The organism is Chryseobacterium sp. SG20098, assembly GCF_031844745.1.
Taxonomy (GTDB): domain Bacteria; phylum Bacteroidota; class Bacteroidia; order Flavobacteriales; family Weeksellaceae; genus Chryseobacterium; species Chryseobacterium cucumeris.
Map to the genome: position 1 here is coordinate 392,164 of NZ_CP134622.1, position 17,346 is coordinate 409,509.

Below are 17,346 nucleotides of genomic sequence, written 5' to 3' on the forward strand. Positions count from 1 at the left end.
GCATCAAAAACAGGGCATTGTAATATTATTTTTTTTCACACCTTTGTAGAGTTATGAAAAAATTATATATTTAACTACTAAAAAACAAATGATTATGAAGAAAAATTTAATCTTCCGGCTTTTCCAGCTGATGATTCTTTCTACCCTGCTTCATGCCTGTATGCACGAAGAAACGCTTGCCTCTTATGATCCGGCTTCTAATTCTAAAGAGTATACCAACAAAAGTCTTTGGAAAGAAGATGAAAAGTACATTAAAAATGTAAAAGCTGTTTTTGATGAGTATGCAGATAAAAGTTACTTTACAGCAAACTTTGGTGCTGTAAACTGGGATTATGCACTCACGATGGGTAATTTTGATGAAAGCTACTTAGAAGCTCCGGTTATTAAAAACGGGAAACTGAACTTTGTTCTTGTCGCATATAGAGAAGGTGACAGAGTCTTTTTTAAAAGAAAAGATGAAAGAGAATCAAACGAATTTTTTAATATATTGGTCTTTAAAGACAGAAATCAGTTAAAAGGAAAAATCATAGACAATGCTTCTCAAAATAACAAAGGGCTATTATGTTATACTGTAGAAGTCACATGGACATGGACTAATGATGATGGAAGTGCAGGAGAAACTTTTACCTACAATAAAACAGTATGCAAAAGCTCAGGTCCTTATTTACCTTGCCAAAGTGTAGAAGTAAATGGCGATTGTGGTGGTTCTACCGCAGGAGGTCCTCCTGGAAGTGGTTCTGGAGGTGGTAGTGGATATCCTTATACTCCTGAATTTAAAGAATTTACAGATAATTGTGCAAAAGTAAAGGCTTTAAGAAATAATACAACATTTAAAAATAATGTCATCAATTTAGAAGGAAAAACTGGTCTAAAAGGAGAAACTGGCTATATCCAAAGAGCTGATGGAAGTTATACTTACAAAGATACAGCAGGACAAAGTGAAACTTCAAATACTTTATCTCTTCCAAATCCTGATTTGTCTGAAAATAAAAGTATAATGGCATATCTCCATACCCATGTTAATGATTATACATATACAAATGCTGATGGAGATGAAGAAACAAGAAAAGGAATAAAAATGTTTTCTCCTGCCGATATTGATTATTTTATGGATATGCTTAGAAACGCTCAGGAAGCAGGCAGACCTTTATCAGATGTGTATGCAGTAATGGTAACGAGTTCTGGAAATTATCAGATTCGGTTTACAGGAAATCAATATCAGATTAAAAGCTTCACAAAACAACAAATTGAAAACTTTACAAAAGAGTTTCCAACATTTATGGCTAAATATAATAATGATTTAGAGACTGGTTTTTTGAATTTCTTAAGTGAAAAAATGAATGTTAAAGCAACGAATCTTTACAAGATGGATTCCAATGGCACAAATTATGAAATAAAATTAACTCCTGAAAAAGCTAAAGTAACTACTGGATGTCCAGGTTAATAATTAAAAAATAAAAAATTATGAAAAATATATTAAGTATTATTTGCTTTGCAATTTTTTCGTCTTGTATAGGACAAACTATTTCACTTGAAACAATGGCGCAATGCCAGCCTGGAAGCTGCCCAACAGCAACATATGTGAAAGATATTAATAACTTATTGAATAAATATGTTGGAACTTGGAAGGGAGCTCTTAATGGAAAAAATTATGAATTTAAATTTGTTAAAAAAGAAAATTTCGGTTTTGAAAACAATTTGAAAGCAGATAGACTCATAGGCACATTAAAAATCACTAATTCTAATGGTGCCGTAGAATATGACAGTTTCAATAAACAAGATAGTGAAACGGATTTTTTCGGAGACAATTTTCAACCAAATTTAAAAGCATATATGATACGTTTTGCTGGAGGAAAATTAGGATGTATAGACTATGGATATGTCTATTTAAGAATAAAACCAGAGACACCAAATAATATGAGTGTTAATTTCCATCCAGACAATGATATAGTTAAACAAGATTGTAGTAATTTCAAAACCACATTACCTGATAATCAGATTATACATTTAACTAGGCAATAACTTCAAACTGAATTATAAGAAGTTTTTTAATATTATGAAAAATCTATTTTTATTTATATTTTTTTGTGCTTTAGTTTCTTGCAAAGCGCAAACATATCCATTAAGAACCTACACTGAAGTTCCAGTTAATGCATATATACAGGATACAAATAATGAACTCCTTCCGTATGAGGGAACCTGGAAAGGGGTCTGGAATGGTAAAACTGTTTTTATTTACTTAAAAAAAATAAAAAAGTATTTTACACATTTAGAAAATAAACCCTATTATAATGATATTTTAATAGGTAAATATAAAATTCTAGATTCAAATGGAACCATCCTTTTTGATAGCACTAACCTTGCTGATGAAAATGTTAAAATTAATGGAGCTAGATTTCTTTCAATTCCTAATGTTAGATATCTTTTAAATTACATTGATACTAATTTATGTAATACTTCAGGTAATATTTCTATAAACTTTACAGATACTACAAAAACAAAACTTAACTGGAAACTTATTTTTGACAGCAATATGATCACAACAGATTGCCAGTATTATAATACTGGAATTCCAGAGGTACTTCCAAAAGAGATCATTCTTACAAAACAATAAACACTAATTATGTATATATTTAGAAAGTCCATTAACATTGTTACTGTAATTTTCTGAATTGAAAATAGTTAAAACCTCCCAAATCGGGAGGTTTTTTTGTAAATAGAAATGGAGGTGCCTTACAAAACCCATAAGGTTTCAAAAACCTTATGGGTTTAGAAAAATAAATTCCTGGAAAAGGACATGATACTTTTTCTATAAGTTTTAACACAAAGAATAAGATGAAAATAATTAAAAAAATTAATAGAAAAGACGTATATGAATGGATTGCCGAAATCTAAACATCCTAAAAGTAAAATAAAATATAAACCGCTTCAAAAAGCGGTTTTTTATTTGCAGGCAATTCACTATTTTTGAATCATGATTAAAGCAAGAAATATCCATAAATCTTATGGGAATTTAGAAGTACTGAAAGGAGTTGATATTCACATCAAAACAGGAGAGGTGGTTTCTATTGTAGGAGAATCAGGGGCAGGTAAATCTACACTGCTGCAGATTTTAGGAACGCTGGATCATCCAACCCAATCCGGTAAATATGATACTGAAATAGAAATAGCAGGAGAATCATTTATTAATATGAATGATAAGCAGCTGTCAAAATTCAGAAATCAGAATATCGGTTTCGTATTTCAGTTTCATCAGCTTCTTCCGGAGTTTACCGCATTGGAAAATGTATTGCTTCCGACAAAAATAGCTGGAGCTAACGAAAGAGAAGCTATCGAAAAAGCTTATGCTTTATTTGAAGATCTAAAGATAGAGCAAAGACTGAATCATAAACCCAACCAGCTTTCAGGTGGAGAGGCGCAAAGGGTAGCTGTAGCAAGAGCTTTAATCAATTCCCCGAAAATTATTTTTGCAGATGAGCCTACAGGTAACCTTGATTCCAAGAACGCCGATGATCTTCATAGATTGTTTTTTGATCTTAGAGACAAATACAACCAAACTTTTGTCATTGTAACGCATAACCCGAATCTGGCAGAAATCACAGATCGCAAGCTCGTTATGAAAGACGGTATGATCATAGAGTAGTATATAAAACCGAATGATGAAACACTTTATTTTTCTTTTTTTAATTGTAATTTCCTGTTCAAAAGCTGAATCCCAGCAGTTGAACCCATCAGGTATTCCTCAAACAAGAATTTTGGAGATTAAAAATTATATAAAAGGAAAAGAGTACAATCAGGAACTGGCTGTTTTTATCAACTTTAAAATCCCATCCGGGAAGTATCGTTATTTTATTTATAACCTGAAAAATAATACGATTCTACAGCAGGCTGTAGTTTCTCATGGATCAGGCTCTGTCATTCCAAAATCAGATGCTTTGAAATTCAGTAATGTTGAAGGCTCTTATCAGTCATCACTTGGAAAATATGTCATTGGAGAAAGCTATATAGGGAAGTTTGGGAAAGCTTATCGTCTGGCAGGACTGGATGCTACCAATAGCAATGCCATGCAAAGAGCTATTGTTCTTCATTCTTACGGATGCATTCCTGACACAGAATCTCAGACTCCTGCATGTCTGAGTTTAGGATGCCCGATGCTTTCCGTCAATGCACTTAAAGAAACAGCAAAATATATTGATAGGTCTCCAAAACCTGTTATTTTATATGCTTTCTATTAATTGATAATATTCATCTATAATTTTTTTTCCATGGCCATAAAACTCCTTGCCGAAGATGACAGACCCAGAGAAAAGTTTTTGCAGAAAGGCAAAAGCTCACTTTCTGATTCTGAGCTTCTGGCAATTATTATGGGAAGTGGAAATAGAGAGGAAGATGCTTTGGAATTAGCAAGGAAAATTTTAGCCTCTGTCAATAACAGTTGGAATGAATTGAGCTTACTTTCTGCCAAAGATCTGATGAAATTTAAAGGTATTGGAGAATCAAAAGCCATTTCAATTATTTCAGCTTTGGAAATCGGCAGAAGAAGAGCAGTACAGGATATTCCTGAAAAAACAATTATTGGAAACAGTCATGATGCTTATGCGATTCTCAGAAACCAGCTCTCCGATCTGAGAACAGAAGAGTTCTGGACAATTTTCCTTAATAACAGCAATAAAGTAATTCATGTTTCTCAACTCACACAGGGAGGGATCAGTCAGTCTATTGTAGATGTAAGAACACTTTATAAGTCAGCTTTGGATCATTTTTCAACAGGTATTATCATTGCGCACAATCATCCTTCCGGAAGTTTAAAACCAAGCCGGGAAGATATCAATATCACACAGAAAATAAAAGAAGCGGGAAATACATTAAGCATTCAGCTTTTAGACCATATTATTGTCACGCAGGACTCTTATTTTAGCTTCTCAGACGCAGGATTATTATGATTAGAAGATTGAAATACCATGAAATTGATTTTGTAAAATATGCTCAATGTTTAGAAAATTCCGAACAAAGAAAATATTCTGCAACAAAAGTTTTTTTAGATACAACTTCTACAATGCCATGGGAAATTCTTGTTTATAAAGATTATGAAGCTGTAATGCCCATACCTTTTGTAAGAAAATATGGGCTGAAAATAGTGCATAATCCTAAGCTTTGCCAGCAGCTTGGGGTTTTTTCCAGCAAAGATGATGTGGATCTGAATGAGACATTTTTAGAATACCTGGAAAAAAATTACATGATAAGGGCGTATCCTTTTAATGATGTCAATCAGCTTCGCACAAAGATCAGAATCAAGAAAAACTTTTTATTATATCCTGAGGCTTATGAGAAAGTATATTCGAAATATTCACCCAAAAGAAAAAGAAAACTTCGGTTAGATGAAGCTGTTTTACAAGAATCAGAAATTAAAACGATCCCTTATGAGAAAGCAAAAGCTTTTATTGAATCCAATACAATAGGATTGAATAAAGACCATGATTTGTTTGAATTCATGAGGATTTTTGAAAGCTTTTATAAGTCCGGATATCTGAAATTCACAGCTTTTTACTATAAGGATAAGATTGTTAATATGATTGCTACGTATTCCGATAGTAATATGGTAGCGCTTTTAGGAAATTTTAATGATAAAGATTATGTCAAATTATCAGGAGCATCCGTATTGATTGATCATCTCATTAAAGAAAATATAGAAACTCATATTTTTGATTTTGAAGGGGGAGAACTACCTAATATTGAAGAGTTTTTCAGAGGGTTTCGTCCCGAATTAAGACCGTACGGAATTATTGAGAATTCAAAAAAGAACCTTTTTAAAAAATTAGGATATCTTGTATTAAGAGGAAAGTCTTTTTTATGATGAAAAGCATTGTTTAGATTGGTTCTAATTAGGTAATATTCCGTAACTTTATAAAATCCTTAGTAAAACAGTTATGTTACAACAGATTCGTCAGTACAAATTATCATACATGCTTTATAACATATTTAAAAAGAATAAATTAAAGCATAATATTCCATTATATAAAAAATACGGAATCAATAAGAACTATTTTTCAAGTATTTCAAGTAAAGATTTTGCACATCTTCCGGCTAGCGAACGAAGACTGGATGATTCAAAACTTAGGGAAACTCCTTTTTTTAAGAAACTTTCCGACGAAAATAAAGAAAGTGCTCTTCAGTATGATGAAAATGGCTATATGATTCTGAGAAATTTCCTTACTCCTGAAACGGCCGATCAGATCAATGCTGAAATTGATAAACTAATGAAGGATGGGACTTTGAAATTTATATACGGAGGAAAACTGATGTTTGCGATCCACCATTCAGAAATCATTAAAAATATTGGAAGTGATAAAGAACTGTTAGAATTTTTATCTGTTTTGCTTGACGGAAAATCCAAACTTTTCCAAAGTATCAATTTTATCAACGGCAGCCAGCAGAAAACCCATTCTGACAGTATTCACATGACCACTTATCCATTAGGTGGTTTATTAGGTGTATGGATTGCCCTGGAAGATGTAGATGAGAATAACGGAGCGCTTCATTATATTCCTAAAAGCCATAAACTCCCTTATTTCCTGAATTCTGATTATGATAATGAAGGGACAGCTTTGAAAATTGGTAAGAAAAGCTACAGAGCTTATGAAACTTTCCTGGAGGATAAAGTAAAAGAATTAGGCTTGAAGAAAGAAATCTTTAAAGCCAAAAAAGGAGATTTATTAATCTGGCATGCCAATATTCTTCACGGCGGAGAACCTCACACGGATAAAAACAGAACGAGAAAAAGTCTTGTTTACCATTTCTTTGATGAAAATAGTGTCTGTTATCATGAAGTGACACAGAGGCCGGCACTGTTTGAACTTTAATACAGAAAAATCCTCTTCGTAAAGCTTTTTATAGGAATACGGGTTTAAAAAGATAGTTTTTTTACATTTGTATTCTTAATATCAGTGTATGGAAAAAAAGAAGAATATTCTTGTTTTTATATTTTCAATCTATGTATGCATGATGTCATACTACCTGTATACCCATCATTATTACAACACTGATATGGAGGCCTATATGGGGCTTATTTATAAAACGGAATATCCTGAAATGAAAATTGAAGAAATTCATCAGAAGGTATATGACGAACTGAGGGAAAAGAATCCCGACTTTGCAGGACTTGGGCCTGTTAATCCCATGGTTGAGGAAGTGGCAAAAGGAGAGAGTACTTACTATAAAATAATCTCACAAAATCCCAAAGCCTACGAAGAAGAGTTACAGCTTTTTGTGGTAAAACCTTTTTATAATTTTATCGGCTGGTCATTGTTTAAGCTTGGTTTCAGTGCTTCTGCTTCAATCTCCCTGATTTCAGTTATCTCTTATGCATTGATTCTGGTTCTGATTTTCAGCTTTTTGATAAAAATTCTGAGAAATTATCCTCTTGCCTTCATCCTTACTGTTTTGATTTCACTGTTCAAGCCATTGCCGGAATCGGCCCGGCATGTATCAGCAGATTCCTTATCATGCTTTCTGCTTCTTTTGAGCTTTTATGTGTTTTTAGTGAGAAAAAATTTCTTTTTTGCAGGCATATGGGCTATGCTTTGTGTGCTTACAAGACCTGAATATTTTATTTTTTATTCATTCCTGTATTCCCTTATTTATTTTTATAGAAATAGCTTTCAGATTAAAACAGGTTTATTACTGGTATCATACGGATATATATTTCTTTCCTTCTTTTTAATACAGGTTTTCAATCAGGTTTCTTGGTCTACACTTTTTATGAATCAGTTTACGAAAGTTCAGATTTATCCTGTGTCGCAGCCTGATCCATTTTCCTTTGCAGATTATATTCACTTTATTAAAAGTAATGTAATGTTGGATTTCAATTCTTCCTACTTTCCGATTTTATTGATTTTTATTGTGGTTATTCTTGCTAACCGTTTCTCGTTTTATAATAAAAAGAATCAGGCTCAGCTCTTGTTTTTCGTTGTTATTTACACAACTGTTATGCTGAGATTTTTGGTTTTTCCGTCTCTGGTAAACAGGATGATGCTTGGCTTTTATCTTATAATTATCCTTGCATTGGTCTATATACAAATTTCTAAAGTGGATATCTTTAAAAACTCTTTAGAAGACGGAAAATAATTAGTAATTTTGCAGTCTAAAATTATGACGAGTCTATCAGGATATTTACCCTATGCATTTGCATTGATTATTGCAATTCCTTTTCTGGTTTTGCTCAGACAATTTGTACACTCATACATTACTCTTAAGAACCAGGAAATCAAACTGCTTACCGTGAAATCAAATTCAGAGAACAAAGCACATTCCTACGAAAGAATGACATTGTTTCTGGACAGAATGAAACCATCCAACCTTATCCAGAGGTTTGATAGAGGACTGGCGGTTCATGAGTTTATTTTCCTGACAGAAAAAGCAATCAACGAAGAATTTGAGTATAACTCTTCACAACAGTTGTACATTACGAAAAATTCATGGAAGAATATTGTTGACTCAAAGAATGCGATTATAGAACTGCTTCACAAAACCTATGATGGATTAAAAGGAGAAGTTCAGCTGGATGAATTCAAAACGATTTTCATCATGAATTATATGGAAAGCAACGATTATATTGCTGAAACTATAGAAGATTTAAGAAAAGAAATTTTAATAATAACTTAAAAAATAACAGATAAATAATGATTCCAAATTTTAAAGCACATCCATGGCACGGAATTTCTGCAGGAGAAGATGCGCCAAATGTTGTCAACGTATTTGTGGAAATTGTTCCTTCAGATACTATTAAATATGAAGTAGATAAAGAAACAGGATACTTAAAGGTAGACAGGCCACAGAAATTCTCTAACATTATCCCGGCTTTATATGGTTTTGTACCAAGAACATACTGTGATAAAGAGGTGATGAAACTTGCTGTAGAATCAGGTGCTACTGACGTTACTATGGGTGATCATGACCCACTTGATATCTGTGTTTTAAGTTCTCACAATATCCATGCCGGAGGTTTATTGATGGAAGCTATTCCAATCGGAGGTTTCAAAATGATCGACGGAGGTGAAGCAGATGATAAAATTGTTGCAGTAATGATCAATGATCACGCTTTCGGACACTTCAGAGATATTTCTGAATTACCGGAAGCTGAAGTAAAAAGATTGATGCACTACTTCCTTACTTATAAAAACTTACCGGATGAGCCTGCAAAATGCAGAATCCAGGAAGTTTACGGAGCTGAACACGCAAGAAAAGTGATCAAAGCTTCTCAAACAGACTATGCAGATAAATTCGGAGGATAAGATTTTTTCCCTAGAATAAAAAAAGCAGATGATTTTTCATCTGCTTTTTTTGTGAATATTTTATTATGTATCAATAGGATTAATTTCTTTTGTATACAGAATTTCCTTCTTTTATCGTTTCCAGAACCTTAATGTTTCTGAGATTTTCAGGAGTTGTGGTTAAAGGATTCTGATCAAGAATAACAAAATCAGCTAGTTTACCAGGTTTAATAGACCCTTTTCTGTTTTCTTCCTGCAATTGATAAGCTCCGTTAATGGTAATCGCTTTTAACGCTTCAAGGGTGGAGATTTTTTCATTAGGACCTAAAATCATTCCAGACCGTGTCTTTCTATTCACTGCTGCGTATACGGCTGTAATCAGATCGGGTGGTGTAACCGGAGCATCATGATGAATGGTAAAAATAATTCCTGCTTTTAATGCTGAATTTGCCGGGCTTATAAAAGAAGCTCTTTCAGGGCCGAAAACACTCGAATAATGCCAATCTCCCCATAAATAAGCATGCGTAGAAAAGTAAGAAGGGATTACTCCTAATTCTTTTATTTTTTGAATATGATCAGGTCTGCTGTTCTGTACATGAATTAATGTTGCCCGCAATTCCGGCTTGTAAATGTTTTCATCTTTTAATCTTTGAATAACACGGATGGCCTGATCAATTGCAGCATCTCCATTTACATGAAGCTGGGCAGTGATGTGATTTTGAAAAAGGACTTTCAGATCGTTGTATAAGGTTTCATCCGTAAAAATAGGGAATCCTTTATAATCCTTAGACTGACCTTCAGGAGGAACTAAATAAGGCTGGGTAAGCCAGGCTGTTTTACCTTGTGGAGAACCGTCGTCAGAAAATTTGAATCCGGCTAATTTCAGGTGATTTTCATACTTCATATACTTTGGTTTGAAACTGTTGAAATCCTTTTTGAAATATTCATAATCCGGAAAGTAAACAACATCAGCTTTAAGAAGATGTTGGGATGCTGCTTTTTCTAACAGCGCAACACTTTCTCCCATCGTTCTCCCATCACAAATAGTAGTCTGTCCATAGCTGAGCCATTCATTCTGGGCTTTCATCAGATTTTCCATTGCATGAGCCTCTGTGTTTTTGCCTTTACCCATTTTTTCTGTGATGACCAGTAACGCGTTGAAACTTGCATTTTCTTCTAATTTTCCGTTCAGTTTTCCTGTTTTTTTATCCCTGCCAATGTGCCCTCCTTCAGGATCTTTTGATGATTCCGTTATTCCCAAAAGCTTTAGCATGGCACTGTTAGCTACACTGGCATGGCCTGAAGCATGAATAACAATGATAGGATTGGTCTTACTGATAACATCCAGTTCAGCTTTTGTAGGATGACGATGCTCTGTCATAATTGCATCATCATAACCATTTCCGATAATCGGCTGTTGATCTGTAATTTTTTTTTCTTTGATGTAGTTTTTAATGGTAATCTGTAAATCTTCAATTGAATTTACAGTGCCATAGGGTTCAGGAGATAAATCTACAACATCCATCATCCCGGCTCTTGAAGTAAGATGCCCATGAACATCTATAAAACCAGGAAGTAGAGTTTTTCCATTAAGATTAATCATTTTGGTTGCTGGCTCTGAAAAACGTTCTGCATCTGATTTTGTTCCCGCAAAAAGTATTTTCCCGTCTTTTATTGCTACAGCTTCAACCTGAAGAGGGGTGTCTTCCATTGTTATAATAGGACCACCGAAATAAAGCATTTCAGCGTTTTGTTGTGGAATCTTATTTTGACAGCTGCTTATGCTTGCAGATAAAAAAATAGTGTACAATATCCTTTTCATAAATAATTAATTCAAATCATAGTGATAAACAAATTTACAAAATAATATATTATTATTAGTGAATTTTATTATGTGTTTATAATTTCATTATATTTATAAGACTAATCTCAATTTTTTAATATAAAATAATAAACTATGGATCTATTTGTGTTAGTGCCAATTTTTGGTGTCATAGCTTTGCTTTATACATTTCTTCAGAGCAACTGGGTCAATAAACAGAATGCTGGAAATGAAAAAATGAAAACAATCAGCGGCCATATTGCAGACGGTGCAATGGCTTTTCTAAAGGCTGAATACAAAATCTTAACGTACTTTGTTGTTGTTGTCGCCATTCTATTGGCAGTAATGGGGTCAAGTAATGCCAACTCACATTGGAGTATCGGAATTGCTTTTGCCGTAGGAGCTGTATTCTCTGCATCAGCAGGGTTTATCGGGATGAAAATCGCTACCAAAGCGAATGTGAGAACGGCAGAAGCTGCAAGAACTTCACTCTCAAAAGCTCTTAAAGTCTCTTTTACAGGAGGTTCTGTAATGGGAATGGGAGTTGCCGGGCTTGCTGTCTTAGGTTTAGGAGCTTTATTTCTGATTATTAAACAGATTTTTGCCCCTGAAGCTACAGTAGATTCTCATGAAATGGAAAAAACCATCGAAATTCTTACCGGATTTTCTCTTGGAGCTGAGTCTATTGCGCTTTTTGCAAGAGTAGGAGGTGGTATTTATACTAAGGCTGCAGACGTAGGTGCCGACCTTGTAGGAAAAGTGGAAGCCGGAATTCCTGAAGATGATCCCCGAAATCCTGCTACCATTGCAGATAATGTAGGAGATAACGTAGGAGACGTTGCCGGAATGGGAGCCGACCTTTTCGGATCCTATGTGGCGACAGTTCTTGCCACAATGGTATTAGGTAGAGAAACTGTTTCTGATGATGCTTTCGGAGGTTTTGCCCCGATTCTTTTGCCGATGCTGATTGCAGGAACAGGAATTATATTTTCAATGATCGGAACTTTATTTGTGAAAATTAATGACAATGAAGGGGCATCCACTTCCAGCGTACAAAATGCATTAAATCTTGGAAACTGGGGAAGTATTGTGATTACGGCTATTGCTTCCTATTTCCTGGTAACGTATATCCTTCCTGAAAAAATGGTTCTCAGAGGTCATGAGTTTACTAAAATGGGTGTATTCGGAGCTATCATGGTAGGTCTGGTAGTGGGAACTTTAATGAGCATTATTACAGAATATTACACTGCCATGGGGAAAAGACCCGTTTCCAGTATTGTGAGACAATCTTCTACAGGGCATGCAACCAATATTATCGGTGGGCTTTCCGTGGGAATGGAATCTACTTTGCTTCCTATTATTGTATTGGCGGGAGGAATTTATGGTTCTTATCTGTGTGCCGGGCTTTATGGAGTGGCAATTGCCGCAGCTGGAATGATGGCTACCACAGCCATGCAGCTTGCTATTGATGCTTTTGGACCTATCGCAGATAATGCCGGAGGTATTGCTGAGATGAGTGAACTTCCCAAAGAAGTACGTGAAAAAACAGATATTCTGGATGCCGTAGGAAATACAACGGCTGCTACAGGAAAAGGATTTGCCATTGCTTCAGCTGCTTTAACAGCATTGGCCTTATTTGCTGCTTTTGTAGGAATTGCAGGAATTGATGGTATTGATATTTACAGAGCAGATGTTCTTGCCGGACTTTTTGTAGGTGGGATGATTCCGTTTATCTTCTCCTCATTGGCGATTACCGCAGTAGGACAGGCTGCTATGGCAATGGTAGAAGAAGTAAGAAGACAATTCCGTGAAATTCCGGGAATTCTGGAAGGGAAAGCGCAACCGGAATATGAAAAATGTGTAGCCATTTCTACAGATGCATCCATCAGAAAAATGATGCTGCCTGGTGCGATTGCTATCGTTTCTCCTTTATTAATCGGTTTTATTTTCGGACCTGAAGTATTAGGAGGATTCCTAGCTGGAGCTACAGTATGTGGTGTGTTAATGGGAATGTTTCAGAATAACGCAGGAGGCGCGTGGGACAATGCCAAAAAATCCTTCGAAAAAGGAGTTGATATTAATGGACAGACGTATTATAAAGGTTCAGAACCACACAAAGCATCTGTAACAGGTGATACGGTGGGAGATCCGTTTAAAGATACATCAGGACCTTCGATGAACATCCTGATCAAATTAATGTCAATCGTTTCTTTGGTGATTGCACCTACTTTGGCTGTTTTGCATAAAGATAAAATTGAAGCTAACAGAAAAGCAAAAATTGAAAGCCTTACAGGAATTTCCAGTAGTGCAGTAACTGTAAATGGAGATTCTAAAATAATTACGGTCATTCCGGGAGAAATTAAAGGACACCTTAATGAAAACGGAGACTTTGTATATGAAACAGGTAATATTCAGAAAATAAAACTGGACGGAGGAAAAACAATTGCTATTGGTGACGGAAGCCAGCTTTACCAACTTTACAATGTGGTGAAACAAAAAGATAAGTCTGCATTAGATCCAAATAAGTGGTATACCATTGAAAACCTTTATTTTGAAACAGGTTCAAGTGATCTGAAAGCAGAATCCGTGCTTCAATTGAATACTTTGTCAGAAATTTTAAATGCTTATCCGGATCTGAAAATAAAACTGGGCGGATATACAGATAACAGCGGTAATGAAGATAGTAACATCAAATTATCCAATCTGAGAGCACAGACAGCCAAACTTAAACTGCTCGAACTAGGTATTTCCGGAGACAGAATAGAAGCAGAAGGATATGGTTCACAGCATCCTGTTTGTGAAGCTAATGACACTGATGAATGCAAAGCAAAAAACAGAAGAATTGATGTAAGAGTATTGGCTCTTTAAAATCAATGTGAAAATAGTACAAAAGCATCGCTATGGCGGTGCTTTTTCACGTCTATCCACGTCATAAAAAATCCAGGCAAAAAATATCAGCCATCATCTGTGAAAATTTGTGTGATCTTTGGGAAAAGCAAATCCAGAAAAATCAAAGACTTCTTTTCAAATGCTCCAAAGCCTGAATAATCAATTCATCTTTTTTAGCAAAACTAAACCTGATATAATCAGAATTATCTCTGGAATTGTAAAAAGCAGAAAGTGGAAGGCAGGAAACCCTCTTATCAATGGTAAGCCATTTTGAAAACTCTACATCTGTCATGCTTTTAGAAATAGTCCTGAAATTAACAACCTGAAAAACACTTCCTTCCGCTTGTTGTTCGATCTGAAGCGGTGTTTCTTTAATCATTTCATTAAAAATATCTCTTTTTTTCTGCATGTGTTTTTTATTGAGATCCGGATCAAATACGTCGAGATATTTTGCGATAGCATATTGTGCAGGAGCATTGGCACTGTAAGAAATATACTGCTGATGACATTGAAATCTTGTTGTTAAAACTTCTGAAGCAAGCATATAACTCACTTTCCATCCCGAAGTATGAAACATTTTACCAAAAGAAAAAATACAGAAAGTCTTTTCCCTAAGTTCAGGATGAACAAAAGAACTGTAATGTTCTGTCTCATCATAACAGTAAGTATCATATATTTCTTCGGAAATTAAATAAATATCACGGTTTTTAATCAGTTCATAAAGCATGTCCCAGTCTTCTTTTTTCCATACTTTTCCCGTTGGATTCTGGGGAGAGTTGACAATGACTGCTCTTGTCTTTTCAGTAATACAGTCTTTAAACAGATTCCAATCTATGGTAAAATCACCATCAAGATCATAATAAACAGGAATTCCTCCATTCATAACAACAGCTGGCCCATAAGTGTAGTATGAAGGTTGAATAATGATAACTTCATTACCTTGATTCAGAATTGATTTAAGTGCAGTATATAAAGCAAAGGTTGCACAGGGTACAATCGTGATTTCCTTTGTGGTAACCGTTATTTGATGAGCTCGTTTTGCATTGAATCTGATAATGCTCTCCATCAGCAGAGGATTGCCTGCAAGAGGTTCATAGTGATGCGTGTTGTGCTCAGCAGCTTCCTTTAAAAATACTTTCAGGCGTTCATCAATATCAAAATCGGGAAGTCCCAGAGAAAGATCAAAGCTTCCGTGCCTGGCTGCCAGCTCGGACATTTCCGTAAAAAAGGAATAATGAGTAAATCCGTAAATTTCTTTCACTTATTTTGTATTTTTATCAAATATAATAAAATTTTAATATCAAAATTATACTTAGGCCTATGTGTTGGTAGATTTGTAATGAACTGCATATTATTTTGTCATATTGATTATTAATACTGGGATTCAATAAAAATTGTTATTTTTAAGAAATTTATCTTTTATGAGAAAAATACTTATTCCGTTGTTGGCAATGGCTGTAGTAACCAGTTGTGGAACGGCAAAAATATCTGACGGGAATGCTTCACATCCTGTTTCAACAAAACATAACAAAGCGTTTAATAATGCCTATAAAGAGATTAATGCAGAGGATTTAAAGAAAAACCTTTACGTCATTGCAGCAGACGATATGGAAGGGCGGGATACCGGAAGCAAAGGACAGAAAAAAGCGGGTGAGTATATGATTAATTACTATAAGAATCTGGGTATTTCAGCTCCTAAAGCACTAGGCTCTTACTATCAGAAAGTACCGTCTGAATTCATGAAGAAAAGAGGAGGAGGTAACCTTCCGGATTCTGAAAATATTTTAGCTTTTATTGAAGGAAGTGAAAAACCGGACGAGATTGTGGTGGTTTCTGCTCATTATGATCACGTAGGAACCAAAAATGGAGTTGTGTACAATGGAGCAGACGATGACGGAAGTGGAACTGTAGCTGTAATGGAAATTGCAAAAGCATTCCAACAGGCTAAAAAAGCAGGAAAAGGGCCTAAAAGATCTATTCTGTTTCTTCATGTTACAGGAGAGGAACATGGACTTTTCGGTTCAGAATATTATTCCGAAAATCCTGTTTTCCCGTTAGCCAATACCGTGGTTGATCTTAATATTGATATGATCGGACGTGATGATCCTGCCAACAGAGGAAAACAATATGTCTATGTGATTGGTTCTGAAATGTTGAGCTCCCAACTTAAAGTAATCAACGAAGCGGCGAACAAAAGAACCAACAACCTGGAACTGAATTACAAATACGATGACTTGAATGACCCTGAACAATTGTATTACCGTTCGGACCACTATAATTTTGCCAAGCATAATATTCCTGTAGCATTTTTCTTTGATGGTATTCATGAAGATTATCACAAACCAGGTGATGATCCTGAAAAAATTGATTATCAGTTGCTGGAGAAAAGAACCCAGCTTATTTTTACCACTGCATGGGATATTGCCAACAGAGAAGAAAGAATTGTGGTTGACAGAAAATAATTATTAATTTTAATTGGAATGATATTTTTTTAAACCTTGATAAGGTTAAAAAAATATCATTCCTGTAAACTGCCAGCAAAAACATTACCATGAAAACAATAATCCGGGAAGCAAAGCCAGAAGATATCCCACAAATACAGATTGTGAGAAACTCCGTGAAAGAAAACACGCTGTCAGATCCTGGATTGGTTACCGATAAAGATTGTGAGGAATTTCTATTCCAAAGAGGAAAAGGTTGGGTTTGTGAGATGAAAGATCAGATCGTTGGTTTTTCCATTGCAGATCTGAAAGAAAACAATATCTGGGCACTCTTTGTACATCCGGATTTTGAAAACCTTGGAATAGGCAGGAAACTCCATGATATTATGCTGGACTGGTATTTTGAACAAAATAAAGATTCCGTATGGCTGGGTACTTCACCTGGAACAAGGGCTGAAATCTTTTACAGAAAATCTGGATGGAAGGAAGCTGGACCCCATGGAAAAGGAGAAATCAAGTTTCAAATGATTTCTGAAAACTGGAAAAATAAAAAATTATGATACCAAAACTGAAATCCATCAGACCTTTTATCGGAGCGCAAAACTTTGAGATCAGCAGAAATTTTTACAGAGATATGGGATTTCAAGAAGTGGTTCTGGAATCTAAATTGTCTTTATTTACAAGAGAAGAAATCGGATTTTATCTCCAGGATTATTATGCAAAAGACTGGGTGGATAATACCATGATCTTTATGGAAGTTGCCAATACTGATGAATTCTGGAAAGAACTTTTGTCTCTGGAGCTTACAGAAAAATATGAAAATGTGAGGCTTACTCCTGTAAGAACAATGGATTGGGGGAAAGAGTGCTTTGTACATGATCCTTCAGGAATATTGTGGCACTTCGGTGAGTTTTTTAAGAAATAA

At 35.0% G+C, this 17,346-nt stretch carries 17 protein-coding genes; 15 read left to right on the forward strand and 2 right to left on the reverse strand.

The window, feature by feature from the left end; translation table 11 throughout:
* The first annotated feature begins 94 nt into the window (after window positions 1-94).
* From RHP76_RS01760 to RHP76_RS01810, 11 genes are all read left to right on the forward strand, one after another.
* A complete protein-coding gene (locus tag RHP76_RS01760; RefSeq protein ID WP_311229329.1) occupies window positions 95-1,444 on the forward strand; it encodes a hypothetical protein in 1,350 nt (449 codons plus the stop codon).
* A 20-nt stretch (window positions 1,445-1,464) separates the two neighbouring features.
* Entirely contained in the window at window positions 1,465-2,022 is a 558-nt protein-coding gene (locus RHP76_RS01765) for a DUF6705 family protein (RefSeq protein WP_311229330.1), read from the forward strand.
* A gap of 34 nt (window positions 2,023-2,056) precedes the next feature.
* Complete coding sequence (locus tag RHP76_RS01770; RefSeq protein ID WP_311229331.1) at window positions 2,057-2,614, forward strand: DUF6705 family protein; 558 nt, start codon at window positions 2,057-2,059, stop codon at window positions 2,612-2,614.
* Window positions 2,615-2,974: 360 nt separating this feature from the next.
* On the forward strand, window positions 2,975-3,643 hold the full coding sequence (locus RHP76_RS01775; RefSeq protein WP_002979895.1) for an ABC transporter ATP-binding protein: 669 nt from the start codon (window positions 2,975-2,977) through the stop codon (window positions 3,641-3,643).
* 13 nt (window positions 3,644-3,656) lie between these two features.
* The gene (locus RHP76_RS01780) at window positions 3,657-4,235 is read left to right on the forward strand and encodes a murein L,D-transpeptidase catalytic domain-containing protein (protein WP_062670195.1); all 579 of its coding nucleotides are present in this window, start codon (window positions 3,657-3,659) and stop codon (window positions 4,233-4,235) included.
* 30 nt (window positions 4,236-4,265) lie between these two features.
* Complete coding sequence (radC, locus tag RHP76_RS01785; RefSeq protein WP_062670194.1) at window positions 4,266-4,943, forward strand: RadC family protein; 678 nt, start codon at window positions 4,266-4,268, stop codon at window positions 4,941-4,943.
* A complete protein-coding gene (locus tag RHP76_RS01790; protein ID WP_311229332.1) occupies window positions 4,940-5,854 on the forward strand; it encodes a hypothetical protein in 915 nt (304 codons plus the stop codon). Before radC ends, RHP76_RS01790 begins: the two co-directional genes overlap by 4 nt.
* Before the next feature lie 109 nt (window positions 5,855-5,963).
* Complete coding sequence (locus RHP76_RS01795; protein WP_228432304.1) at window positions 5,964-6,860, forward strand: phytanoyl-CoA dioxygenase family protein; 897 nt, start codon at window positions 5,964-5,966, stop codon at window positions 6,858-6,860.
* A gap of 88 nt (window positions 6,861-6,948) precedes the next feature.
* On the forward strand, window positions 6,949-8,124 hold the full coding sequence (locus tag RHP76_RS01800; protein ID WP_311229333.1) for a hypothetical protein: 1,176 nt from the start codon (window positions 6,949-6,951) through the stop codon (window positions 8,122-8,124).
* Window positions 8,125-8,148: 24 nt separating this feature from the next.
* Entirely contained in the window at window positions 8,149-8,661 is a 513-nt protein-coding gene (locus RHP76_RS01805; RefSeq protein ID WP_062670185.1) for a DUF7935 family protein, read from the forward strand.
* 17 nt (window positions 8,662-8,678) lie between these two features.
* Window positions 8,679-9,290 carry an inorganic pyrophosphatase gene (locus RHP76_RS01810; RefSeq protein ID WP_062670183.1) on the forward strand — a complete coding sequence of 204 codons (612 nt, stop codon included), beginning with the start codon at window positions 8,679-8,681 and terminating at the stop codon, window positions 9,288-9,290.
* A 79-nt stretch (window positions 9,291-9,369) separates the two neighbouring features.
* On the opposite strand, the gene RHP76_RS01815 is transcribed toward RHP76_RS01810, so the two are convergent.
* Complete coding sequence (locus RHP76_RS01815; RefSeq protein WP_311229334.1) at window positions 9,370-11,091, reverse strand: amidohydrolase; 1,722 nt, start codon at window positions 11,089-11,091, stop codon at window positions 9,370-9,372.
* Window positions 11,092-11,226: 135 nt separating this feature from the next.
* Here RHP76_RS01815 and RHP76_RS01820 point away from each other — a divergent pair, with 135 nt between their 5' ends.
* Window positions 11,227-13,959 carry a sodium-translocating pyrophosphatase gene (locus RHP76_RS01820; protein ID WP_120230900.1) on the forward strand — a complete coding sequence of 911 codons (2,733 nt, stop codon included), beginning with the start codon at window positions 11,227-11,229 and terminating at the stop codon, window positions 13,957-13,959.
* A gap of 142 nt (window positions 13,960-14,101) precedes the next feature.
* Here the strand turns inward: RHP76_RS01820 and RHP76_RS01825 are convergent, their stop codons facing one another.
* Window positions 14,102-15,241: an aminotransferase class I/II-fold pyridoxal phosphate-dependent enzyme gene (locus RHP76_RS01825; protein WP_311229335.1), complete on the reverse strand. Its 1,140-nt coding sequence runs from the start codon at window positions 15,239-15,241 to the stop codon at window positions 14,102-14,104.
* 160 nt (window positions 15,242-15,401) lie between these two features.
* Between RHP76_RS01825 and RHP76_RS01830 the strand changes: the two genes are divergently transcribed.
* The 3 genes from RHP76_RS01830 to RHP76_RS01840 all read left to right on the forward strand — a co-directional run bounded on the left by RHP76_RS01830 (window position 15,402) and on the right by RHP76_RS01840 (window position 17,346).
* Window positions 15,402-16,442, forward strand: a complete 1,041-nt coding sequence (locus RHP76_RS01830; protein ID WP_062670175.1) for a M28 family metallopeptidase — start codon at window positions 15,402-15,404, stop codon at window positions 16,440-16,442.
* Window positions 16,443-16,531: 89 nt separating this feature from the next.
* Window positions 16,532-16,981: a GNAT family N-acetyltransferase gene (locus tag RHP76_RS01835; protein WP_280211680.1), complete on the forward strand. Its 450-nt coding sequence runs from the start codon at window positions 16,532-16,534 to the stop codon at window positions 16,979-16,981.
* The gene (locus RHP76_RS01840) at window positions 16,978-17,346 is read left to right on the forward strand and encodes a VOC family protein (protein ID WP_120230904.1); all 369 of its coding nucleotides are present in this window, start codon (window positions 16,978-16,980) and stop codon (window positions 17,344-17,346) included. Before RHP76_RS01835 ends, RHP76_RS01840 begins: the two co-directional genes overlap by 4 nt.